The organism is Kribbella ginsengisoli, assembly GCF_039537185.1.
GTDB classification, from domain to species: domain Bacteria; phylum Actinomycetota; class Actinomycetes; order Propionibacteriales; family Kribbellaceae; genus Kribbella; species Kribbella koreensis.
This window is the reverse complement of record NZ_BAABAA010000007.1, coordinates 459,401-484,056: the sequence shown is the minus strand read 5'-3', so window position 1 is coordinate 484,056 and position 24,656 is coordinate 459,401. Positions and strand designations below refer to the sequence as shown.

Here is a 24,656-nt window from a genome sequence, read left to right as displayed (position 1 = left end):
ACTGAACCTCGGAGCGCTCTCAGGCGTGGACTTTCCGGAGGGACCACTGTCGGCGTGAGGGAGGGTTCGGATGCCGCGGCCAGGTGACTGGGATGCGATCGGTCTGGGGGGCGACCCCACGCCGGGCGATCCCGAGAAGATCAAGGCGCTGGCCGACGGGTTCCAGAAGATGGGCGGCAAGGCGCGGGAGATCATCACCGCGATCGAGGCCGTGATGAACAAGAACGACGACTCCGTCTTCGTCGGGGACACCGCCGACGCACTCCGCGGCAAGGTCGACGGCCGGCTGCGCGGGCACGTCGAGAGCGTCGCCTCCGCCTTCGAGTCGTCCGCCACCGCGCTGCGGGAGTGGAGCGGCGTGGTCGTCGAGCAGCAGGCGAAGGCCGACGCCGCGCTGAACGCCGGGCGGGGCCTGGCCGAGGACGACCCCGACAGGGAGACCCACAAGAACACTGCGCAGGCCGCCGGTACGTACCAGTCCGAGCAGGCCTCGAGCTACGCCGGCCGGATCAACGGTGTCTCGGACATCAAGATGCCGATCTCGGACTGCGAGGTGTTCTGGGAGGCCTTCAAGTGGCTGGCGATCATCCTGATCATCCCAGCGCTGATCTTCGGTGGCCCGATCGCGCTGATCGCGCTGGGCGTCAACCTGGCCCTGTTCATCAAGACCATCGTCGACGTCGCCAAGGGTGACGCCAGCTTCCTGGACCTGTTCCTGGCCGGTCTCGGCCTGATCGCGCCGACCACCAAGGCGCTGCCCATCTTCAGCATCGTGAAGGCGATCGGCAAGGGTATCGGGGCCGGCGTCAAGGGCATCGTCCAGACCTTCAAGAACGTCTTCAGCAAGGACTTCCTGTTCAACGGCCTGCTGGCCGGGCTGAAGAGCATGCCGATGCTGGCCAACATCGCGATCAGGGAGACCGGCCTGTTCGTCGTCAAGAACATCCGGAACTTCCCGATCAACGCGGCCAACTTCGGCAACAACTTCGGCAAGATCGCGCTGAACGGGATCAAGAACCTCGGCACCGGCTTCGCCAATCTGCCGTCGACCCTGTTCCGCGGGCTGGGGACGATCGGCAAGGGCTTCGCCACCGGCCTCGGCAACACCTTCAAGTTCGTCCAGGCGCACTTCGGCAACCTGCAGTGGACCCGGATCTTCCTGCCGGTGGCCGCGGACGAGATCCGGGCCTTCCGGCTGGCCGGGATGACGGACTTCGGCGCCTTCACCCAGGCTCTGAAGGTCGGCGTGATCGGCCGTGGCATCCAGGGCAAGAACGTGTTCGGGATGCCGATGACGAGCGCGATCGGCAAGTCGATCGCCGGCATCCCGATCGAGACCACCGGCGGCGCGCTCGGCGGCAAGACCAACTTCCTGCACACGATGATGAACCCGCCCGAGATGATCCCGCTCAACATCAAGGGCCTCGGCGAGGTGTCCGGCGCCGGGTTCAACGCGGGTCACGTGAGCATCGCCATCGACGACATCCCGACCGGCAACTTCGCCCCGGTCAAGGGTGGCGACCTGGGCGTCAGCGTGCACACGCCGACCGTCACCACGCCCGGCGGCATCCACATCCCGAGCAACGCCGGTACCAACGTCCCGGTCGTCCCCGGCGGCTCGATCATCCCGTCGGCCCACGTCGGTACGCCGCAGATGCCGTCCAACGTCGTCGCCAACCTGACCCAGCCAGCGGTCGGTACGCCGGTCCTGCCGATCCACGTCGCCACCGGCGCGACCCCGCCCTCGGTCCACGTCAACACGAACCTCGGCGCGAACGGCGTCGTCGCCAACATCCCGTCGCCGCATGTCGGTACGCCGGAGTTCGGCAACTCCCTGCACATGAACAACGTGAACGTGCAGTCGCCCGGCCTGAACAACATCGGCTCGCTGCACGTCCCGACCCCGAACGCGAACTCCGCCGGCCTGAGCGACCTGGCCGGCTCCGCGATCCGCAACAACGCCCCGGCCGTCTCCCCGCACTTCGGTACGTCGATCGGCGAAGGCGCGGCCCATGGCTTCCAGACCAACCACTTCAAGCTCAGCATCGACGAGGTCCTGAACGCGCCGAGCCCCGCGAACTTCAACGGCCTGCACGCGCTGAACCCGCCCGCCGTCGACCGGATCAACGCAGCGCTCGACCTCGTCCACAACCCCGGCGCGACGACGCAAGGCGTCACTCCGCCGTCGATCCACACCGCCAAGCCGGCCGGTACCGACGTCAACGTCAACGTCCACCTGAACGGCGGTGCCGACTTCAAGCCCCCCGCGCCCGCGACGATCAAGGTCGACAACCCAGGCCTGGCCGGCGCCCAGAACGCCCCGACCGTGCCGTCGGTGAACGTCCAGCCGATCAACCTCCCGAGCCGCGCCGCCGACCTGCACGTCCAGCCGGCCACCGCGCACAACGCGGGCCAGGGGACGACGGTGCCGAGCACGAACCTGCCGGGCAACGTCGGCGTACCGGGCCACAGCCTCGATGCCAAGGCCGTGACGCCCGAGACCCAACTCGTCCCACTGCATCCGCAGCCCGCGCCGGCCGTGCATAACAACCCGGGCGTCCACACCCCGGGCTTCAACGGCTTCGACAACGCGGCACTGCACAACCCGGGCATGCACAACCCCGGCGTACACGACCCGGGCTACTCGCTGGCCAAGGGCGCCGACATCGGCAACTCCGGCCACGGCACGAACACGATCGCCAGCCGCTCCGAGATCCAGCTACACGGCCTCACCGACCGCCCCGGCGCCTACGTCAAGGTCGAGCGGACCGAAGGCGGGATGAGCAGCTACAACCTGTACGGCGGCGGGCCCGACGGCCGGATGGACGTGCTTGCCGGGGGCAACCTTCGCTTCACCGACACGGCGACCGGTCAGACCACCCGCTTCGACAGCGGCGGCATCGTGATCGACCAGGGCCTGCGGCTGACCAAGACCGACGGCGTACTCCGGCCGACCGACCACATCGTCGTGACCAAGGGCGGCGAGTTCCGCGCCACCACACTGACCGGCGACATCACCCCCGGCATCAAGATCACCAAGCTCGACAACGGCGGCATCCAGCTGATCGACGAGAAGGGCCTGACGTTCCACTACAACGCCCAGGGCAAGCTGGACAACCAGACCCTGAGCGCAGCCTGGGACAAGGACCTGGCCGCCAAGGCGGGCGTCTTCCGTCAGCCGGGCGACACCGACGCGATGGTCAACGCCAAGATGGCCGACTTCGGTCAGGTGCAGCGGGCACAGTCGCACTTCGACAACGCACTCGACAACGTGGCCGTGCACGGCGAGCGGCTGGACGGGCCGTCGACCGGGCCGGCGGTCGGCGACCAGGTGCACATCGACCTGCGGGCGGCCGAGAACGATCTGGCCAACGCCAAGGCGAGCTTCGAGAGCAAGCACGGGCTCAGCGTCGACAACCTGCAGGCGCAGCTCGACAAGCTGACGATCGATTCGCTCAAGGAGCGGCCACGCCTGCTCGGCGGGGTCAGCCGCAGCTTCGACCTGCCCAACGGCAACGGGATGAAGTTCGAGCTGAACGGCAGCCAGATCAGCTTCAGCGGACCGAAGGCCGACGCGTTCAGCAGCACGCTGAACGGCCGGACGCTGACCATCACCGAGATGGGTGACGCCGGCAAGGCCGCGCACACGTGGACGTACTCGCTCGGCTTCGGCGGGCGCGCGAACCAGATCGGCGAGTCGTTCCCGCTGAACGGCGGCCTGTTCGACGGTCAGCCGATCAGCCTGCAAGGCGCGATGGGTCAGTTCGACAAGGCCCTGGTGACGGATCTGCGCGGCAACCACCTGCCGGTGAAGTTCACCGACGACGGGCTGATCGTGCCGTCGCCGCAGGGACCGCTGGTGTATGACAAGACCGGCAGCTTCCACGGCGTCGGACCGTCGACCGGGCACGACCTGCCGAAGCCGGCCGCGCCGGCCCACCTGACCGGCGACGACCTGGTCCGCTGGAACGCGCAGGCCGACATCTCCCGGACGCACCTCACCCTGGCCGCCGACAACAAGCAGCTCGACCTGTTCATGAAGGGCGTCGCCGGTGGCTCGTTCACGTCCAAGAAGGGCTTCGACGGGTACATCAACCCGTCCGCGCTGAGGGACGGCTCACTGGTCAACAACGTCCACAAGTTCGAGAACTTCGCCAAGGAGCTGGCCTTCAAGGGCCCCGAGGACAACCTGACCGTGTACCGCGGGGTGTCGATGGACCCGGCCAGCGCGCAGGCCGGCAAGTTCACCGAGCGGCTGCCGATCTCCACCTCGAACACGATGAAGTTCCAGGACGAGTGGGCCAAGAACGGGGTCAACACCAACCGGGTCGTCTTCGAGATCGACGTACCGGCCGGGCACAGCAAGATGTCGATGGCCTACCCGGACGGCTACCAGGCCGTGAAGGGTGACGCGCCCGAGATCAACGCCAGCCAGTTCGAGGTGACGCTGTCGCCGACCACGCTGGTCCGGACCGGCCCGAACCGGACGCTGGACAACGGGATGACGATCATCCCGGTCAAGGCCGAGCAGATCCCGCCGTCGATGTACGAGTCGGTGATCACCGCCAAGTGGCCGGGACTGTCCTCGGAGACCGCGTTCGGCGACTTCGTGAAGTCCTTCGAGCTCGGCGCCCTCAAGCAGTTCCCCGATCTGGAGAACGTCACCTCGAAGGCGGTCTCCAGTACCGACGGGCTGACCCACACCGTCACGGTCAGCAAGCCGGGCTTCGAGGGCCACGACCTGACCATCACCGTGATGCGCGACCCGAAGGCCGACTCGGTCCGGGTCACCATCGCCTCGGACGGCGCGAACAAGTTCGACCAGACCTGGTCCAAGACCGACTTCAGCAACATCGCCACCGACCTGCGCGGTGGCGTCCTGCACAACAACGAGAAGTTCAGCAACTTCCCGAAGCCGTGGCAGTGGGAGAAGGCGACGCCGTTCCGTGCCGAGGGGCTCAGCGACGCCCAGGTCCTGCAGCGGATGGACGACTGGGCCGCGGTCGAGAAGGCCCAGATCGAGCTCGACTCGATCAAGCGCGACTTCGGGCCGCAGACCGGCCGGGTCGACGGCTCGTCGAAGGCACCGTCGGTCGGTGACCAGGCGAGGCTGGAGATCCACCTCGCCGAGCAGCAGCTCGTCGAGGCGAAGGCCGCCTTCACCCAGTTGCACAACCTGGACGCGGACGCGACGGCCGACTGGCTGGCCGCGCTCAAGCAGTCGGACCTCAAGCTCAACCCGGGCCTGCTCGGAGCCAGCGGCCGGCCCGGTCGTGGCGTCGACCTGCCGGGCGCGGACGGCGTACAGGTCGTTCGGGACGGCCGGAACTTCAAGGTGTCGGGCGAGGGCGCGGATCAGTTCCATCTGCAGACCGGTGCCGACGGCAACATGGTGATCCAGAAGCTCGGCGACGGTGGCGACGTACTGCACTCGTGGACGATGCGGCCGGGCTTCCGGCCGAGTGTGATCGGCGAGACGCTGACGCTGGGCGACGGACCGCTGGCGGGCAAGTTCCTCAGTCTGGAAGGGACCGCGGGCAAGCTCGACGGGGTCATCGACGACGTCCGTGGCGGCATGCCGGTCAAGGCAGAAGGCGACGGTATCGTCGTCGCCGCACCTGGTGGCGTCTTCAAGTACGACCGCGACGGCTTCTTCCAGGGACCGGGCGCGCACCCGGGCGACCAGCTCGGCAAAGCGGTACCGCCGCCGCACCTCACCGGCACGGACGCGACCCGCTGGACCGCGCAGGCCGACATCTCCCGCACGCACCTCGGCGAGGCGATGACCAACAAGCCGGTCGAGAACCTGATGAAGGACGTCGCCGGCGGCAGCTTCACCTCCAAGAAGGGCTACGGCGGCTTCGTCAACCCGACGGCGCTCGAGGACGGCACGCTGCTCGGCAAGATGCAGAACTTCCACACCGTCACCCAGGACCTGCTCACGAAGGGCCCGGCCGACAACATCACCCTGTACCGCGGGGTGTCGATGGATCCGGCCGCGGCGAAGGCGAACGAGTTCACCGAGCGGCTGCCGATCTCCACCTCGAGCTCGGTGAAGTTCCAGGACGAGTGGGCCAAGAACGGCGTCAACAGCAACCGGGTCGTCTTCGAGATCGACGTACCGCCCGCGCACAACAAGCTGTCGATGTCGTACCCGGAGGGGTACAAGCCGGGCGCCGGTGAGGCGAAGGCCTGGAACCAGGACCAGTTCGAGGTGACGCTGGCGCCGACCACGTTCGTCCGGACCGGCGCGAACCGGACGCTGGACAACGGGATCACGGTGATCCCGGTCAAGGCCGAGATGATCCCGCCGTCGGCGTACAACGACCTGATCAACGCCAAGTGGGGTGGGCTGGACTCCGCGACGGCGTTCGACGACTTCGCCAAGTCGTTCGAGCTGACCGCGCTGCGGCAGTTCCCCGACCTGGAGAGCGTGACGTCGAAGTCCGTACTGAGCGGCGACGGGATGATCAACAAGATCACCGTCAGCAAGCCGGGCTTCGAGGGTCACGACATGCACATCACGGTGACCCGCAACGCGGACGCGGACTCGGTCCGGGTGACCGTCGACGTGGACGGCGCCACCAAGTTCGACAAGAGCTGGAGCGGGCAGCAGTTCTCCAACCTGGCAACGGATCTGCGTGGCGGCGTACTGCACAACAACGAGCAGTTCACCAACCTGCCGCAGCCCGCGCGCTGGGCCGAGGAGGCCGCGCCGCCGGTCCACATCGACGTCAAGGGCAAGGGCAAAGCAGTCGACCAGGGCAGCCTGGGCGACGACTTGGCCTCGCTCAACCGCAACTGGGACAACGACATCGCCTCGCTCAACAAGGCCTGGGCCGACGACATCGAGGCGTTCAACAAGGCCTGGGCCGACGACCTGGCGGCGAAGACCAACGTCTTCCGCAAGGTCGGTGACACCGACGCGGTGGTCGACGCCAGGATGGCCGACTTCAGCCGGGTCGAGCACGCCCAGGGCAACGTCAAGGCGGCTCTCGACGACATCGCCCAGCACGGTGGCCGGCTTGACGGCGCGTCCACCCGGCCGGACATCGGCGACCAGGCGCATCTCCAGCTGAGCGCGGCCGAGACCGACCTGGCCAACGCGAAGGCTGCCTTCGAGGGCAAGCACGCCATGAAGGTCGACGCCATCCAGCAGCAGCTGGACAACCTGCTGCTCGACTCGCTGAAGGACCGGCCGCGGCTGCCCGGCGCCGGCATGCGTCGCCCGATGCCGATCTCGGGCACCGACGGGATGTTCAAGATCGAAGGCAACTCGGTCAACTTCCTCGGCGACGGGGTCGACGACTTCCGCGGCGTGCTGGACGGCAAGGCGCTGACGGTCACCAAGGTCGATGCTGATGGCAACGTTCTGCGGACGCTGAAGTACGAGCTCAACGATCTCGGCTGGCCGATGATGAAGACCGACCAGCTCGTCCTGCACGGCGGCGGCGATGTGTTCGACGGCCGGGCGCTGACCGCGGAGTGGAGCGGCGGATCGTTCGGTCGCGGGGCGGTCGACGATCTCGGCGATCACGTGCCGGTCAAGTACAGCACCGGCGAGGGCGAGTACAGCGTGCCCTCGATGTCCGGGACCCAGGTGTACGACCGCACCGGCAATTTCGTCCGCGTCGAGCCCGGCGTCAAGGGCAAGATGGCGGACCCGATCCCGCCGGTCCACCTGGAGGGCGACGACCTCGCGAAGTGGATGGCCCAGGCCGACATCTCCCGCACGCACCTGACGGCGGCCAGCAAGTGGGACGACGTCGGCGACATGATGCAGATGGCCTACGAGGGCAGGTTCACCTCGCAGAAGGGCTTCGGCGGATACATCGATCCGTACGTGCTGGAGACCGGCCTCAGCAAGCTGACGAAGGACGTGCATGCCTTCAACGACGTGGCCGAGGGGCTGCTGTTCGACGGCCCGATCGCTCCCACCAGGGTCTACCGGGGGATCGCGATCGACTCGGCCAGTGCCCAGGGCAACAAGTTCGTCGAGCGGCTGCCGGTGTCGACGTCGACCAACTGGGAGTTCCAGAAGACCTGGGCGAAGGGCGCCGACCCCGGCAAGCGGGTCGTGTTCCAGATCGACGTACCGCCCGCGCACGGCAAGTTGGCGCTGTCCTACCCGGAGGGTTACCAGCAGGGCCTGAAGGATGCTCGCGCCTTCAACCCGGACCAGTTGGAGGTGACGCTGTCGCCGACCGTGCTCGAGCGCACCGGTGACTCCTTCGTCAAGGACGGGCTGACCGTCATCCCGGTCCGGGCCAGGCAGATCCCGCCCGGCCAGCTGGACAGCCTGATCAGCGAGCGCTGGCCCGGGATGTCCTCGGCGGACGCGTTCGACGACTTCGGCCGCGCGTTCGACCAGGTCCACCTGCAGAAGTTCGGCAACATGTCCGACGTCACGGTGACGTCGAAGCTGAGCACCGACGGCATGGTCCGCGACATCACCGTCAGCAAGCCCGGTCTGCCGGGCCACGACATGACCATCAAGATCACCCGGAACGAGTACGCCGATTCCGTCCACGTCACCGTCACGGCCGACGGCAAGACCACGCTGAACCGGAACTGGAGCCAGACCGAGTTCAGCAGTATCGCCACCGACCTGCGGGCCGGGACGCTGCACGAGAACGACGTGTTCATCGCGATGTCGAAGCCGGCCGCGTGGAACAAGCAGACGTTCAGCGCGCAGTGGGACGCCGACTTCGCCGCCAAGGCGAACGTCTTCCGCAAGCCCGGCGACACCGACGCGCTGGTCAACGCGAAGATGGAGGACTTCTCCCGGTTCCAGCAGAGCGAGCTGAACCTCAAGCACGCGGTCGACAACCTCGACCTGCACGGCGCCCGTCCCGACGGCCCGTCGGCCAGCGGGGTCTCCGTCGGCGACGAGGTCCGGATGGATGTCGACGGTGCCCGGGCCGACCTCGACACCGCCAAGCTCGGTTTCAAGCGCAAGTACGACATGGATCCCGACCAGCTGAAGGCGGAGCTCGGCGATGCGGTGAAGCGGCCGAAGCTGCCTGGCGCCGGCCGGCAGTTCGAGGTACCGGGTGGCGGCGTCTCGTACCAGGTCGAGGGTGGCGCGGTGCAGTTCACCGGCACCCGGGCGGGCGAGTTCACCGGTTCGGTGAACGGCCGGGAGATCACCATCACTCAGGTGGGCGCCAGCGGCGAGACGCTGTCGACCTGGACCTTCCGGCAAGGCTTCGGCCGGCCGAACCTGACCGGCCAGACCATCCACCTGGCAGACGGTCCGCTGGCCGGCGAGGTGGCCAATCTGCGCGGACTGATGGGCCAGCTGGACGGGACTCTCGGCGACGGCGGCGTCTGGCCGATGAAGGTGGTCGGCGACGAACTGTTCGTGGCCACCCCGGGCGGCCCGCTGCGGTACGGCCGGGACGGGTCGTTCCACGGCCCAGCACCGACCAGTACGTCGCACCTGCCCGCGCCCGCGTTGCCGGCCACCATCCACGGCGACCCGGTCCGCTGGACCAACCAAGTCGACTTGTCGCGCACGCACCTCACCGCGGCCGCCGAGAACAAGGCCGTCGAGAACCTGATGAAGGACGTCATGGGCGGCTCCTTCACCTCCAAGCGCGGCTTCGAGGGGTACGTGAACCCGCTCGCGCTCGAGGACGGCACCCTGGTCGGCAAGGTGCAGACCTTCTCCGACGTCACCCGCGACCTGCTGCTCAAGGGCGGCGACCGGGACATCACCCTGTACCGCGGCGTCTCGATGGACCCGGCCAGCGCCAAGGCGAACGAGTTCGTCGACCGGCTGCCCAGCTCGACCTCCAACAACATCAAGTTCCAGGAGGAGTGGGCGAAGAACGGCGTCGCGAGCAACCGGTTCGTCTTCGAGATCGACGTACCGGCCGGGCACGGCAAGCTGTCGATGTCCTACCCGCCCGGCTACCAGGCAGGGCTGGACGAGGCGCGCGCGTGGAACCAGAGCCAGTGGGAGGTCACGCTGGCCCCGACAACGCTGGTCCGGACCGGCCCGAACCGCTTCGAGAACGGGATGACGATCATCCCGGTCAAGGCCGAGGCGATCGCGCCGTCGGCGTACAGCGACCTGATCAACGCCAAGTGGCCGGGGATGAAGTCGTCCGACGCCTTCACCGACTTCGCGAAGTCGTTCGAGCGGGACAACCTGCGCAAGTTCACCGGCCTGGAGGACATCACCACCACGACGGTCAAGAGTGGCGACCGGCTCACCATCACCGGGACCAAGCCGGGCTTCGAGGGCGAGCTGAAGATCACCGTACTCCGGGACGCCGAGGCCGACTCGGTCCGCGTGACGGTCGCGTCCGACGGCCTGACGACCTTCGACCAGACCTGGAGCAAGACCGACTTCAAGCACATCGCCACCGACCTGCGCGGCAACGTCCTGCACAACAGCGACCTGTTCGCCGGCCGGATGGAGCCGGCCTCGTGGAAGGGCGCTCCGGCCGCCAAGCAGACGATGGAGCAGATCTGGAACGCCGACTCGGCGGCCCGGCTCGACGTGTTCCGCCGGGCCGGGGACACCGAGGCGGATCTCACCGTCCGGGTGGACGACTTCACCAGGGTGCAGAAGGCCCAGAACGAGTACCGGGCCGCGCTGGCCAAGTACGACGAACTGAGCGGACGTCCCGACGGCTCTTCGCGTGGTCCGGCGCTCGGTGACCAGGCGCGGATCGAGCTGCAGACCGCGCAGCACAACCTCGACCTCGCGAAGAACGCGTTCGACGCCAAGCACGGCGTGCAGTTCGACGGGCTGCAGCAGCAACTGGACGACTTGTTGTCGGCCTCGATCGCGGACCGGCCGCGCCTGGTCGGTGGCATGCGGGAGACGACCACCGGCGTCGGCGGCAGCGTTCGGCACAACCCGATGGGCGGCGGCCCGGTCCGGACTCATGACCTGCCGGCCGACGTGCAGGTCCGCGTGCAGGGTGGCCAGGCGCAGATCGTCGGCGGGGTGCACTCGTCGGTCCAGATGCATCAGACCGGCAACGTGCTGACCATCAGCAAGGCCGGGCCGGACGGCTTCACGCCGGCGCACACCTGGGAGTACCGGGTCATGCGCAACGGCTCGCTCACCCTGTCCGGCGAGTCGGTCCAGCTGACTCACGGCCCGCTCGCCGGCCGGTGGCTGGAGATGGGTGAGGACGGCTTCACCGGCAACATCTACGCGGGGACGTTCGACGACGGACTCGGCGGGAACTGGCCGGTCAAGGCGAACGGCGACACGATCACGATCGCCTCCCCGCAGGGCGCGCTGAGCTTCGACCGGTCGACCGGCGCCTTCCGGCAGCTGGATCAGGGTCTGACGGCGAACGCGCCCGCTCCGGTGGTACCGGCGCACCTGACCGGTCCGGACGCTGCCGCGCGCTGGACCGGCTCGGTCGATCTGTCCCGCACGCACCTGGCGGCCGCGGCCACCGATGCCAACGTGCTGAAGCTGATGGAGGACGTCCGCGACGGCGCCTTCACCTCGCATCGCGGGTACGGCGGCTATGTCGACCTCTCGATGACCAACGCGGACAGCCTGGTCGAGAAGGTCGACGACTTCGTCCGGACCACCACCGATCTCGCCTTCCACGGACCGAACGCCCGGGTCACCCTGTACCGCGGCATGTCCCTCGATCCGCTGGCGGCGCAGGCGGACAACTTCGTCGAGCGGCTGCCGTCGTCGACCTCGAACGGGATGGAGTTCCAGCACACCTGGGCGCAGAACGGCGCGAAGTCCAACCGGGTCGTGTTCGAGATCGACGTACCGGGTGAGCACGCCAAGCTGGCTTCGGCGTACCCGCCGCACTTCCAGCCCGGCGCGGCCGACGCACCGCCGGTGAACCCGCACCAGTTCGAGGTCACGCTGGCCCCGACGAACCTGGTCCGGACCGGCCCGAACCGGGTCGAGGACGGGCTGACGATCATCCCCGTCCGGGCCGAGCAGCTGCCGCAGAGCACGTACGACGACCTGATCCACCAGGAGTGGCCGGGCTTCTCGTCGCAGCAGGCCTTCGACGACTTCGGTCACGCGTTCTCGGCCGACGGGCTGCGCAAGTTCCAGGGCATGACGGACGTGTCGGCGACCTCGACGATCAGTCACGACGGACTCGTCAACACGATCAAGGTGAGCAAGCCGAACAGCGCCGACGACCTGACCATCACGATCACCCGCAACGCCGGCCGCGACACCGTCACTGTCGAGGGCAGGTTCAACGGGGTCCGGTTCTTCGGCAACTCGTGGAGCGGTTCGGAGTACCTGCACTTCGCCACCGATCTGAAGGCCGGCGTGCTGCACAACAGCGATGTCTTCGCCGGCAAGATCGACCCGCTGTCGTGGCGCCAGGCCGCGACGAACGTCAGCCAGACGTGGAGCAGCGACATGGCTGCCCGGGCGAACCTGTTCCGGCAGCTCGGCGACTCCGACGCGCTCGTGCTGACCCGGATGGACGACTTCCAGGCGGTGCAGAAGACGTACGACGACTTCGCCGCCGCGACGAGGTACGGCGACGAGAACGGTCCCAACGCGGCGAGCACCTCCAACGGGCTGTCGATCGGGGACCGGGCGCACTTCGATCTGCACGCCGCCCAGGAGAAGTTCGTACTGGCCAAGCAGACCTTCGAGGCCCAGCACCCCGGGCTGTCGGCCGACGGGCTGCTGCAAGGACTCGACGACCTGCGGATCGCGTCGGTCAACGGCCGCCCACAGGGTCTGGGGGCCGGTGGCTACTGGTCGAGGCCGGAAGCGAACACGACCGGCTACCACGTGGTCGAGGGCAACCGGACGATCCACTACGACAGCGGCGGCACGCTCACCGAGGTCCACTTCAAGCTCGACGGGACGACCGACCGGTTCGTCGCGCATGATGCCGACGGGTGGCATGTGCTCGGCGACGGCGCCGAGAACGTCGCGGTCCGCGGGCTGGACGACGGCGGCTTCCGGATCTACGACGCCGACGGCGGCATGCAGCGGTACGCCGCCGATGGCACACACCTCGGCGACGGGGCCTCCGTTCTCAACGCGCAGGGTTTCCGGGGCGACCGGTTCATCGAGGTCGACGGAGCCGCCGGCGCACGGCTGGTCGATCTGCAGGGAACGCATGTTCCCGGGACGACGGTCGATCTGCTGCCGGACGGCGGCTTCCGGATCAACACCGCGCAGGGGAACAGCGCGCGGTACGGCGCGGATGGAGTGCTCACCGCGGATGGTCTGCGGCTCACCGATCCGCAAGGCCTGCACGGCGCGTTGTTCACCGAGCCGAACGGGGCCGGCGGTCTCCGCGTCGTTGACGTCAACGGTGCCCCGGTTCCGCACACGCAGGTCACCCGGTTGGGCAACGGCCAGTTGATGGTCGTCGACAACAACCTCGGGGACATCCGGTACTTCGGCAACAACGGTCTGCTGGAGGGCACCGGCGTACGGGTGGCGCACGCCGACTTCCCGGGACAGGTCTTCCTGTACCGCGGCACCGACGGCACGTTCTCCTTCATCGACGACCTCGGTACCCGGTTGCCGCATCAGGTGGATGTCCTGCAGGGCGGCGGTTTCCGGCTCACCGATCCGGCCAACGGCATCGCGCGGACCTTCGATGACGCGGGTCTCGCGATCGACCGGCGGATCCCGCTGCACCAGCCGGGTGTTCAGCCTGGCCAGCAGTTGATCGTCGTCCACGACGTGCACGGCAACGTGAGCATCCGGACCGGCGCCGACGCGCCCGGCCCGGGCACGGTCGAGCTCACCGGCAACGGCGGCTACCGCGCGATCGACGGCGGCAACTACCACCTGTACGACGCCAACGGCGCCCACCAGGCACACGGTATCCCCGTCACGCTGCACGGCGAGGACGGCTTCCTCGAGATCGGTACGGCCGGGGCGCAGCGGGTCGACGCGCAGTACGCGCCGATCGCCGGCCGCCAAGTGAACTTCGACGCGGCCCGTGGCGAGATCACCGTCAGCCGGGTCGGTGGCGAGGACGTCTTCGACCTGCAGGGCGTACCGGTCCGGCAGCTCACCGACCTCGACGGACTGGGCGCGAGCCAGCTCGGCGGCCGGGTCACCCGCGACCAGAACGGCGTCGTCACCTTCGTCGACAACACCGGTACGGCGATGCCGAACCGGTACCACGCCACGGTCGATGCCCAGGGCAACGTGCGGGTCGAGATCCGGCTCAACGGCAGCCCGCGCAACGGTGAGTACCACGTCTACAACCGGGCCGGAAACCTCACCGAACAAGGCTTCCCGGTGCTCAACAACGGGCAGGCCACGCCGTTCCGGTACGTCGTCGACCGGGCCAACAGCACCTGGACCCGGACCGGTGGGACCAGCGCGGACGGCGTCTTCCAGCACGGCAAGGTCGAGGTGACCGGGGTCGGCAACGGGCAGATCAAGCTGATCAGCTCGTCGGCCAAGGAGGTCCAGGTCTTCGAGCGCCGGTGGCTGCCGGGCGGCGAGATCATGGACAGCTTCCGCAAGACCGACACGCTCGGCTTCGGTACCTTCAACCGGCGGACCACCTGGGCGACGTACGACAACGCCGGTGGGGTCAGCAACTGGGGCAAGCGGGAGTTCGACACCAGCGGCAACTCGTGGATGGACGTCGACCACAACGGCCGCCAGGTGCACCACTACCAGCAGGGCCTGCAGAAGTACGACAACCCGATCGCCGACCAGATCGGCCCGATGGGCAAGGCGGAGAAGGAGATCACCGGCCATGTGCTGGCGGTCCGGGGCGCGGACGGCAACTGGACCTGGAACCGGTTCGATGCCGACGGCGGACTGATCGGCTCGGGTCAGCGGACCTGGGAGAAGCTCGGCGACGGCTTCATCGACCGGGTCAGGCTGCCCGGTCAGACCACTGATGACATCGCGCAGCAGAAGTGGGGCACCTGGAACAGCACCGAGCACGCGAACCAGTATCAGGAGTTCAAGCTCGAGACCGGTGCGAACGGACTCGAACGGCCCGGTAGCTGGGAGATCCAGGGCAAGGCCGGGAAGCCGGTCGGCAGCGGGACGAAGCTGCCCAACGACGACATCCTCAGCGCGCACCGGGTCGGCGAGCAGCGGCCGCCGGTCTGGTTCCGCGACTACATCCAGCGCAACCCGGTGCCGGAAGGCAACGTGTCGCATGTCGCGAACGACGCCCGGTACCAGATCTACCGCTGGGAGACGACCGGGGCGACCAACCCGGGCCACGGCGTCCGGTACGTCGCGGGCGACGAGTCCTTCGTCGACGTCGGGCTGGACGGCCGGTTCGTCCGGTTCGAGGGCAAGCTGCACGACGGGTCGAAGCTCAAGGTCGGCGACCAGGTCGAGGCGCTGACCGACGCGCACCCGAACCCCAACGGCGGCGCGGTGATGTCGTGGGAGAACGACGGCACGAAGGGCTGGCGGATCTTCGACAACACCAACAACAGCTGGCAGGACTTCAAACCGTCGATGGGCCCGCACCAGCCGGGTCAAGGGCCGGACTGGATCCTGGTGCGGCAGAGCCATCCCGGTGGCGAGGTCCGAGAGTTCCCCGAGGCCGGCAACACCCACATCTGGGTGCAGCGTGACGCGCACGGCAACCTGGTCGGCTCGTCGCACCAGATCCCGCCGTACGGGCACAACCCGCCGACCCGCTACATCGAGGCGACCGGCCCGGCCGACGGGTCGCGCTGGACCTGGCGTGAGCTGGACCTGAACGGCAACCCGACCGGGGTCGGTGGCGAGCGCTTCCACTTCAAGGGCTCGCGCGACCAGTCGATCAGCTGGGACAACTCGTTCCGCGACTTCGATGCCCGAGGCAACCTGGTCCGCGACCGGCACATGCTGGACGAGGGCCGGTACGTCGAGTCGTGGAAGTCCGGCAACAACAACTGGCACAGCGCCGAGTTCGACAAGTTCGGCCAGCGGGCCGACGCGGCGATGACGTTCGACCGGCGGTGGAGCAACGGCACCGGGCGCTGGTCGAACCAGTGGAACGGGCAGTCGACGCACTTCCGCGACGTCACCCCGAACGGCGCGACACACCCGGGCGAGGTGCGGTTCGAGACGCCTCAGCACATCGGCGACGGCCGCCCGGTCCGGGTCCGCGAGTACCACGTGGACGCCAACGGGCAGAGCGATCTGGCGCAGTGGAAGGAGTTCGACTTCGACAAGATCATCCGCGAGCGGGCGGCGTCGGGCGCGAACTACCTGGAGACCGACAAGCTGCACGGCCAGTGGAAGATCTGGGACAACAACGGCCGGGTGGTCGGCGAGCGGTCCGACACCGGCCTGGTCTTCGAACTGCGCGACAACCGGCTGATCCTGACCGGCAACGAGTTCGACTTCCGCGGGTCGATGACCGAGTTCCGCGGCTGGAACGCGCGGATCGGCGACGCCCAGCGACAGCCGTGGCACCTGCAGTCCAACTGGACCTTCGACCCGAAGGCGCTGCAGGCAGGCGGCAACCCGCTGCGGATGGAGGCGAACTACGTCTCGTACGGGCGGCTGCTGACCCAGAAGATGCTGCTCACCGCCGGGACCGAGTTCGTCCTCGACTACGCGGCCAGCCTGATCATCATGGCGATCATCGCCGACGCGCAGAACAAGCCGTTCAGCGGCACGGACGCGCTCAAGGCGCTGATGAACGCGGCCGTCGGTACGACGCTGCGCACGGTGGCCGGTACGGCGCTGACCGAGACCCGGCTCGGCGGCGGCCTGCGCGACCTGAAGCAGACGATGGGCAACCTCGACGGCGGCAGCCTGGCCACCAAACGGCCGAACAACAACACCGCCCAGTGGGGCGTCGAGTGGGCCGGCAACACCAGCGCGACCAAGTGGCGCGGCGGTACCTTCGACTACGGCTTCGGCATGCTGATGCTGCCGCTGACCGGGTTCGTGAACGGCACGATGAACGCGGCGATCTTCGGGGTCCCCGGCAAGGACGGCAAGACCCACACCGTCGGCGGCTGGCAGGCGCTGGCCGAAGGCGGGATGTCGGTCGCCACCGGCTACGCGATCGCCAACAGCATCGGCATGCTGCGCACGATCGGGATGGGCTTCAGCGCCGGGCGGTACTTCCAGAAGGGCGGCATCGCCGACATGGCGACCGGCTTCGGGCTGAAGTTCTTCGAGAAGGGGATGGCGTCGCTGCTCGCCCCGGCGCTGCGGGCGTCGATGAACCCGGAGTGGTCGCGGCCGAATCCGCAGCCGTTGATCCTGCCGCCCAGTGTTACCGTGCCCCAGAATCAGCCACAGCCGCAGGTGACCAGCGGCGGCGTGATCCTGCCACCTGGGGTGCAGCAGCCTCAGCCCCAACCGCAGCCACAGCCGTCCGCCGGCCCGACCGGAACGCCGTGACCGGGAACGAACCGATGGAGAGCCAGTGACGACGAGGTATGTCGCCCCGAAGGGCGGCCGCGGGACGTACCGCCGGATCTCCGACGCGGTCAAGGCCGCCAGCCCTGGTGACGCCGTCGTGGTCTCGCCCGGCAGCTACACCGAGCAGGTGGTCCTCGACCGCTCGCTGGTGATCGTCGCCGAGCAGGGCCAGGGCAGCGTCGACGTGGTCGGAGTCGCCGGCAGCGGCGTACCGGCGATCGTCGTCGAGGGGCTCGAGTGCGTACTGCGCGGCCTGTACGTCCGGGCCGCCGACGACAGTGAGACGCCGACGATCGGGGTGGCCGGCGGGGCCGGGCTGCTGATCGAGGACTGCGTCGTGACCGGCAGCCGGATCCATGCCCGAGGCAACGAAGGCCAGGGCTCGGACCTCAGCGGGTACGGCGTGACCTCGGTGCTGGTCCGCCGCTCCAAGCTCGGCAGTGGCCGGCTGGCCGCGATGCACCTGTCCGGCCGGGTCCGCGCGCAGGTCGAGGACTCCACGATCGAGAAGATCGACGGCATCGGGATCGTCTTGTCGGGTGGCGCTTATCTGGAGGCCAACCGGCTCCGGATGAGCGACACGGTCGGCTACGGCTTCCGGTTGCGTGGCGACAGCCGGGTGAAGCTCACCGACTCGGTACTCCGCCAGACGGGCATGGCCGGCCTGCTGCTCGAGGACGCGTCGACGGCGCAGTTGACCGAGCTGTCGATCGACAAGGCCGGATCGGCGGCGATCCACGCGGCCGGGTCTGCGCGGGTCGAGCTGGTGGACTGCCGGTTCCGGGACACGCAGGCCAGTGGGTTCGTCATTCAGGATCAGGCGTCCGTGACGGCCAGGGGTTGTGCGGTGTCCGATTCGGGGGCCAATGGGCTGCTGATCTCGGATGGGGCCCAGGCGACGATGACGGACTGCCGGGTCGACAGGTCGAAGTACAGCGCGTTCCATCTGACCGGTGCGGCTTCGGTGAAGCTCGTCGACAGTCTGATCCGTGGTGGCGCCGAGCACGGGGTGCACGCGACCGGTACGTCGAAGGTCGAGCTGGACGCGTGCGGCATCACGGACATCGGGCTGACCGCGTTGTCGGTCGTCGACGAGGCGACGGTGAGGGCCGAGGACTGCCGGATCACCGGAGGCGCGATCGGTGTGCATCTGGAGTCGACGGCTGCGACCAGCCTGGAGACGTGTTCGGTGGCCGGGACTGTCGGGACCGGGATCGAGTTGTCGGGGACTGGGTACGTCCAGCTGGACGCAGTACGGGTGAGCCGGACGAAGGCGGCCGGGATCGTCATCGGGACCGGTGCATCGGCGGAGATCAACGGCAGCACGATCGAGAAGTGCGATGGGTCGGGGCTGGTCGTCTGGTCCGGGGTGACGCCGACGGTGACCGGGCTGCGGGTCGTCGGGGTAGCCAAGAACGGGATCTACATCGCCGAGAAGGCTGCTGGGTCGTATACCGACTGCGACATCGTCGGTGCGAAGTACCCGGCTCTGCATCTCAGCAAGGCATCCACGCCGGTACTACGGCACGTCCGGATCCGTGATTGCGACGGCGCGGTCGGCCAGGACGAGGGCGCGAACCCGGTCTTCGAGGACTGCACGGTGGACGGCGTACCGATGACTCCGGCTACTCCTGCGGCGGCCTCGGCCGGTACAGGCGGTTCTGGTGGTACTCCGCCGGTGCCGGTCGGACCGGTGGGGACGCTGGACGAGAGCATGCCGCCCGAGGACGAGAAGCTCGAGGACGTACTGGCCGAGCTCGAGGAGCAGATCGGCCTCGGACGGGTCAAGCGTGACGTCCAGTCGATGGTGAACCTCATGCAGGCGGTCCGGATGCGGCAGGAGGCCGGGCTGCCCGCGCCACCGCTGAGCCGGCACCTGGTGTTCGCCGGCAACCCGGGTACGGGCAAGACGACGGTCGCGCGGCTTTATGGGCGCGTGCTGAAGGCGCTCGGCCTGCTGCGGAAGGGGCATCTGGTCGAGGTGGACCGGACCGCTCTGGTCGGCGAGTACGTCGGTCATACCGGTCCGAAGACGCAGGCCGCGGTCAACCAGGCCCTCGGTGGCGTGCTGTTCATCGACGAGGCGTACTCGCTGGCGCCGATCGGGATCGGCAACGACTTCGGCGCCGAGGCGATCGCGACGCTGGTCAAGATGATGGAGGACCATCGCGAGGATCTGGTCGTGATCGTGGCCGGCTACGTCAACGACATGGGCCGCTTCATCGGCTCGAACCCGGGCCTGTCGTCGCGGTTCACCCGGACCCTGCTGTTCGACGACTACACACCGGCCGAGCTGGTCGACATCTTCGAGTACCACGCCCGCGAGCACCAGTACGAGCTCTCCGAGGACGCCCGGCGGGCCCTCTCGGAGATGTTCCAGGTACTCCCACGCGGCGAAGGCTTCGGCAACGGCCGCTCGGCCCGCCAGATCTTCCAGCAGATGACCGAACGCCAGGCCTACCGCCTGGCCACCCTCACCGCCCCCACCCCAGACCAGCTGGTCTCCCTGGAGGCGGCCGACCTGCCGATCGACTACACGGCGAATTCCTGACCTGCTCTTGCGCGATGCGCGGCCGGAAATGACGCTGTAGGCAACGGAACCCGGACGGGGAGGTTGCGACCCATGCCCGCACCACGGACCTCGACAGGTGTGACGGCGGCTCTGATCGCGCTGGTCACGGCGCTCGCACTGCTGCTCACCAGCACCCCGGCCTCAGCAGCCTCAGCGGCCTCAGCGGCCGAACAACGAGCCGCTGAGCGCTGGTATCTCTCGCTGGGTGACTCGCTGGCCTTCGGGTTCCAGCGGTTCAAGGTCGGACAGCCGGCTGAGGCGTTCGACACCGGGTACGCCGATCTGCTGGCCCCCCGGCTGCATCACGGGCAGCAGCGGACGACCCTCGTGAACTACGGCTGTCCAGGCGAATCGACGACCACCTTCGCGACGGGGCGGTGCCCGTGGGCGGGAGCCGGGCTACCGCTGCATGACGCGTTCACCGGGACCCAGCAGGCGGCCGCAGTGCGCTTCCTGCGGGATCATCGAGGCAGGGTCGATCTGGTCACGCTGTCGCTGTGGGGAAACGACGCCAATGAGTTCGTCGCGTCGTGCAACGGGAATGTGCAGTGCATCCTCGACGGCGCGCCGGCCGCGATCGCGGGCATCGCGGCGAATCTGTCCGGCATCCTGCGCCAACTTCACCGGGCCGCACCGGACGCCCGCCTCGTGGTGCTCGGCGCCTTCGACGTCAACGTCGGCGCGTTCCCGGTCACCCACCCGATCATCCGGCAGCTCAACGCCGCGATGGCCGCCGCGGCGGCCGAGCACGGAGCCCGGTTCGCGGACCCGATGCCGGTCTTCAACCCTGAAGGCGACACCGGCGCAACGCTGTGCACCCTGACCCTGCTCTGCCGCGACGGCGACGCCCACCCGTCCGATGCCGGCTACCAAGCCCTCGCCGACCTGATGGAGTAGGCCTCTCCCCAGCTTCTTCTTCCTTTACTGCGCCACGCCGTACAGGCGGTCTCCGGCGTCGCCCAGGCCCGGGACGATGTAGCCCTTGTCGTTGAGGTGGGAGTCCATGCCTGCGATGACGAGGGTGCAGGGGATGTCGAGGTCGGCCAGTTCGCGCTCGATCCGCTCGACGCCCTCGGGGGCGGCGAGGATGCAGATGGCGGTGATGTGGTCGGCGCCGCGGTCCACCAGGAACTGGATCGCCGCGGCGAGGGTGCCGCCGGTGGCCAGCATCGGGTCGAGCACGTAGCACTGGCGCCCGTGCAGATCCTCCGGCAGCCGCTCGGCGTACGTCGAGGCGTTCAGCGTCTCCTCGTTGCGGATCATCCCGAGGAAGCCGACCTCGGCCGTCGGGAGCAGCCGGGTCATCCCCTCCAGCATGCCGAGCCCGGCGCGCAGGATCGGGACCACCAGCGGCTTGGGGGAGGTCAGCTTGATGCCCTCCGCCTCGGCGACCGGGGTGGTGACGCTGATCGGGCCGGTCCGGACGTCCCGGGTGGCTTCGTACGCGAGCAGCGTGACGAGCTCCTCGGTCAGTCGCCGGAAGGTCGGCGAATCCGTCCGCTCGTCCCGCAGGGTGGTGAGCTTGTGAGCGACCAGCGGATGGTCCACGACGAGGATCTGCATGCGGCGAACGCTACCGTCGGCGATTCGCCACTGGAAACTCTGTGCCCTTTTAGGATTGAAAGGCAGTCGTTTTAGGTCAGTTGGCCCCCGCCCCGGGGCGCCTGTTCCGAATCGACCCCAGGACGGTGCGCCGTGCCCGAATCCACCGGCAAGTCACCCGAACAGCTCGACCGCCTCCGCCGCCGCGCCGCCTTCCTCCGCGAACTGGACGAGGCCCGCGCCCTCCGTGCCCGGGTGGCCCCGCGGCGCGCCCGGGTCAAGCAGATCCGGGCCGCCATGCGCCGGGCCACATATCACCACTGACCGTGCGAACAACAGCAGAAAAAACAGAAAAAAGCCGCAAAGTACGGTGCGAGTCTGCGACCATGCAAAGGTGTCTGATCCCACGGCTGGGCCGATGACCACTACCGAGACGTCCACCGACCTGGATTTCGCGGTCGCTGCCTACACCGAGGACGGGGAGTGGCTGGTCGCCCCACTGGTACTGCGGGGTGAACCGGACCTGTCCGCGCTCGTCTCCGCCCTGCGCCGTTACCCCGGTGACCAGGGCGTGCTCGGGATGATCTCGGTCGACGAGGACTTCTTCATCCTGCTCCGGGTGGTCGGCGGCCGCGCCCGGCTGCTGATCTCCGACGTCACCGCCGCCACCGAGTGGCCGCTGGCCAAGCAGGTCGTCGACGAGCTGGACATCCCGCTGGCCGATGACGACGACGAGCAGGTCCCGGCCGGCGACCTCGGCATCGTCTCCGACCTCGGGATGACCGCGATGGATCTGGGCGCGCTGATCGACGACGTCGACCTCTACCCCGAGGAGATGCTCGAAGAGATCGCCGAGGTGCTCGGCTTCGGCGAGCGGTTCCACGAGGCGCTCGAAGCAATTGGCTAGCCCCGCACACCGCGCCTACGCCCGGCTGATGGGGCTGGCGCTGGAAGAGGCCGAGAAGGCGCACGGCAGTGCCGACGTACCGATCGGCGCGATCGTCGTGGACGCTGACGCCCAGGTGATCGGGCGCGGTCACAACGAGCGCGAACTGACCGGCGACCCGACCGCCCACGCCGAGGTGCTGGCGATCCGCGAGGCGGCCCGGCACGTCGGCGAGTGGCGCCTCACCGGCTGCACACTCGTCGTCACCCTGGAGCCCTGCACGATGTGCGCCGGGGCGATCGTGTTGTCGCGATTGGAGCGCCTGGTGTTCGCGGCGTACGACGAAAAAGCGGGCGCCGTGGGCTCCCTTTGGGACGTCGTACGGGACCGCAGACTCAACCATCGCCCCGAGGTGATCGGCGGCGTGATGGCCGACGAAGCGGGCGCGAGGCTACGCGATTTCTTCACAGGCCATAGGTCTTGATAGCCTCTTCGGCGGTGGCGTGTCCGAGCGGCCGAAGGAGCGCGCCTCGAAAGCGCGTGAAGGGTACCCCCCTTCCGAGGGTTCAAATCCCTCCGCCACCGCCAACCACCCCCGGGTGGTAGAAACACCGAGGACCCTGATGCTGTGTGATGCGTCAGGGTCCTCGTTTTTTGCCCGGGTTGTCGTCTGCTCCGTTTTCGGCTTGTGATTCGTTGCCGGAGGCATGGCTCCACTAAGCTGCAGTCCCGACCCGAGAAGTAGAGGGCCGCTGTGGATGTCACCGAGCTCGACCGGATTCTGCTCGCCGGCGCCGCTGTGTTGCTGGTGGCGATCATTGCCGTCCGGTTGTCGGGGCGGCTGGGGTTGCCGTCGCTGCTGATTTATCTGGCGATGGGGTTGCTGCTGGGTGAGTCGGGTGCGGGGATCCAGTTCGAGGATGCTCAGCTCGCGCATGCGCTGGGGTTCGCGGCGCTGGTGATCATCCTGATCGAGGGCGGTCTGACCACCCGGTGGAACGAAGTACGCCCGGTGATGCCGATGGGCGTCGTACTGGCGACTCTCGGTGTCGCGATCAGCGTGGGCGTGGTCGCGTGTGTCGCCCACTTCGTGCTCGGGCTCGACTGGCAGATCTCGGTGCTTCTGGGTGCTGTCACCTCGCCTACGGATGCTGCTGCCGTCTTCTCGGTACTACGCCGCGTCAACGTCCGTCCGCGGCTGCGGGGGATGCTGGAGGCCGAGTCGGGCCTCAACGACGCTCCTACGGTCCTCCTGGTGACTCTGGTGAGCACCGACGGCCTCAAGGAGCACGGCCTGCCGTACTTCGCCGGGCTGGTCGTCTATGAGCTCGTGGTCGGCGCTCTGTTCGGCTTCGTGATCGGCTGGGCGGCCGTCGGCCTGATCCGCCGGGTCGCACTCGGCTCGGCCGGCCTGTACCCGCTGGCGATCGTTTCGCTCTGCTTCGTCTCGTACGCCGGCGGCACGGTCCTGCTGCACGTGTCCGGGTTCGCCGCCGTGTACGTGACCAGCCTGATCCTCGGGCGGGCCGAGTTGCCGCACCGGATCGCGACCAGGTCGTTCGTCGACGGGTTCGCCTGGCTGGCGCAGATCGGGCTGTTCGTGATGCTCGGGCTGCTCGCGTCGCCGGGGCGGATCCAGCTGAACGACGTACTGCTCGCGCTGGTGATCGGGATCGCGGTCACCGTGGTCGGGCGGTTCGCGGCGGTGACGTTGTCGGTGTCGTGGTTCAAGATCCCGTGGCGGGAACAGACCTTCGTCGCGTGGGCGGGGTTGCGGGGCGCGGTACCGATCGTGCTCGCGACGATCCCGCTCGCGGAGAAGGTGCCGCAGGCGGATCGGGTGTTCGACGTGGTGTTCGTGCTCGTCCTGCTGTTCACGTTGCTGCAGGGGCCGTCGCTGCCGTGGCTGGCGAAGCGGTTGAAGGTGCTCGACGACAATGCGGCGGTCGAGGTCGACATCGACGTGGCGCCGCTGGAGTCGCTGGGCGCGGACATGCTGCAGGTGCTGATCCCGAGCGAGTCGCGGCTGGCCGGCGTCGAGATCGGCGAGCTCCGGTTGCCGCCGGGCGTGTCGGTGTCGCTGGTGATCCGCGACCACAAGGCGTTCGTCCCAGAACGCCGGACGGTACTCCGCGCAGGCGACGCAGTACTCGTCGTCGCCCCCTCCGCCCTCCGCGAACCCACAGTCCGCCGCCTACGAGCCGTCAGCCGGGCCGGCCGCCTAGCCGGCTGGTTCGGCGAACGAGGCCGCGAACAGCACTAGCCCCCCGCCCCTCACCCCAACCCACTCGCCCACCGCCCGCGCCCGCCCGCCC

The 24,656-nt window shown here is 68.4% G+C and carries 8 protein-coding genes and 1 tRNA gene; 8 read left to right on the top strand and 1 reads right to left on the bottom strand.

Features of this window, described 5'->3' with window-relative positions:
- Nucleotides 1-70: 70 nt before the first annotated feature.
- The 3 genes from ABD768_RS25710 to ABD768_RS25700 all read left to right on the top strand — a co-directional run bounded on the left by ABD768_RS25710 (nucleotide 71) and on the right by ABD768_RS25700 (nucleotide 20,810).
- Nucleotides 71-17,320, top strand: a complete 17,250-nt coding sequence (locus ABD768_RS25710; RefSeq protein ID WP_344844738.1) for a hypothetical protein — start codon at nucleotides 71-73, stop codon at nucleotides 17,318-17,320.
- A 25-nt stretch (nucleotides 17,321-17,345) separates the two neighbouring features.
- Nucleotides 17,346-19,892, top strand: coding sequence for a right-handed parallel beta-helix repeat-containing protein (locus ABD768_RS25705; protein WP_344844736.1), 2,547 nt, complete (start codon nucleotides 17,346-17,348; stop codon nucleotides 19,890-19,892).
- Between the two features lie 72 nt (nucleotides 19,893-19,964).
- Nucleotides 19,965-20,810 carry an SGNH/GDSL hydrolase family protein gene (locus ABD768_RS25700; RefSeq protein WP_344844733.1) on the top strand — a complete coding sequence of 282 codons (846 nt, stop codon included), beginning with the start codon at nucleotides 19,965-19,967 and terminating at the stop codon, nucleotides 20,808-20,810.
- A gap of 24 nt (nucleotides 20,811-20,834) precedes the next feature.
- On the opposite strand, the gene upp is transcribed toward ABD768_RS25700, so the two are convergent.
- Nucleotides 20,835-21,476: a uracil phosphoribosyltransferase gene (gene upp / locus ABD768_RS25695; RefSeq protein ID WP_343967176.1), complete on the bottom strand. Its 642-nt coding sequence runs from the start codon at nucleotides 21,474-21,476 to the stop codon at nucleotides 20,835-20,837.
- Nucleotides 21,477-21,608: 132 nt separating this feature from the next.
- Here upp and ABD768_RS25690 point away from each other — a divergent pair, with 132 nt between their 5' ends.
- The 5 genes from ABD768_RS25690 (at nucleotide 21,609) to ABD768_RS25670 (ending at nucleotide 24,604) form a co-directional block, all read left to right on the top strand.
- On the top strand, nucleotides 21,609-21,779 hold the full coding sequence (locus tag ABD768_RS25690; RefSeq protein WP_343967178.1) for a hypothetical protein: 171 nt from the start codon (nucleotides 21,609-21,611) through the stop codon (nucleotides 21,777-21,779).
- 94 nt (nucleotides 21,780-21,873) lie between these two features.
- The gene (locus tag ABD768_RS25685) at nucleotides 21,874-22,362 is read left to right on the top strand and encodes a tRNA adenosine deaminase-associated protein (protein ID WP_343967180.1); all 489 of its coding nucleotides are present in this window, start codon (nucleotides 21,874-21,876) and stop codon (nucleotides 22,360-22,362) included.
- Between the two features lie 28 nt (nucleotides 22,363-22,390).
- A complete protein-coding gene (tadA, locus tag ABD768_RS25680; RefSeq protein WP_343967182.1) occupies nucleotides 22,391-22,825 on the top strand; it encodes a tRNA adenosine(34) deaminase TadA in 435 nt (144 codons plus the stop codon).
- Nucleotides 22,826-22,838: 13 nt separating this feature from the next.
- A tRNA-Ser gene (locus tag ABD768_RS25675) sits at nucleotides 22,839-22,929 on the top strand.
- A 166-nt stretch (nucleotides 22,930-23,095) separates the two neighbouring features.
- Complete coding sequence (locus ABD768_RS25670; protein ID WP_343967184.1) at nucleotides 23,096-24,604, top strand: potassium/proton antiporter; 1,509 nt, start codon at nucleotides 23,096-23,098, stop codon at nucleotides 24,602-24,604.
- Nucleotides 24,605-24,656: the final 52 nt, after the last annotated feature.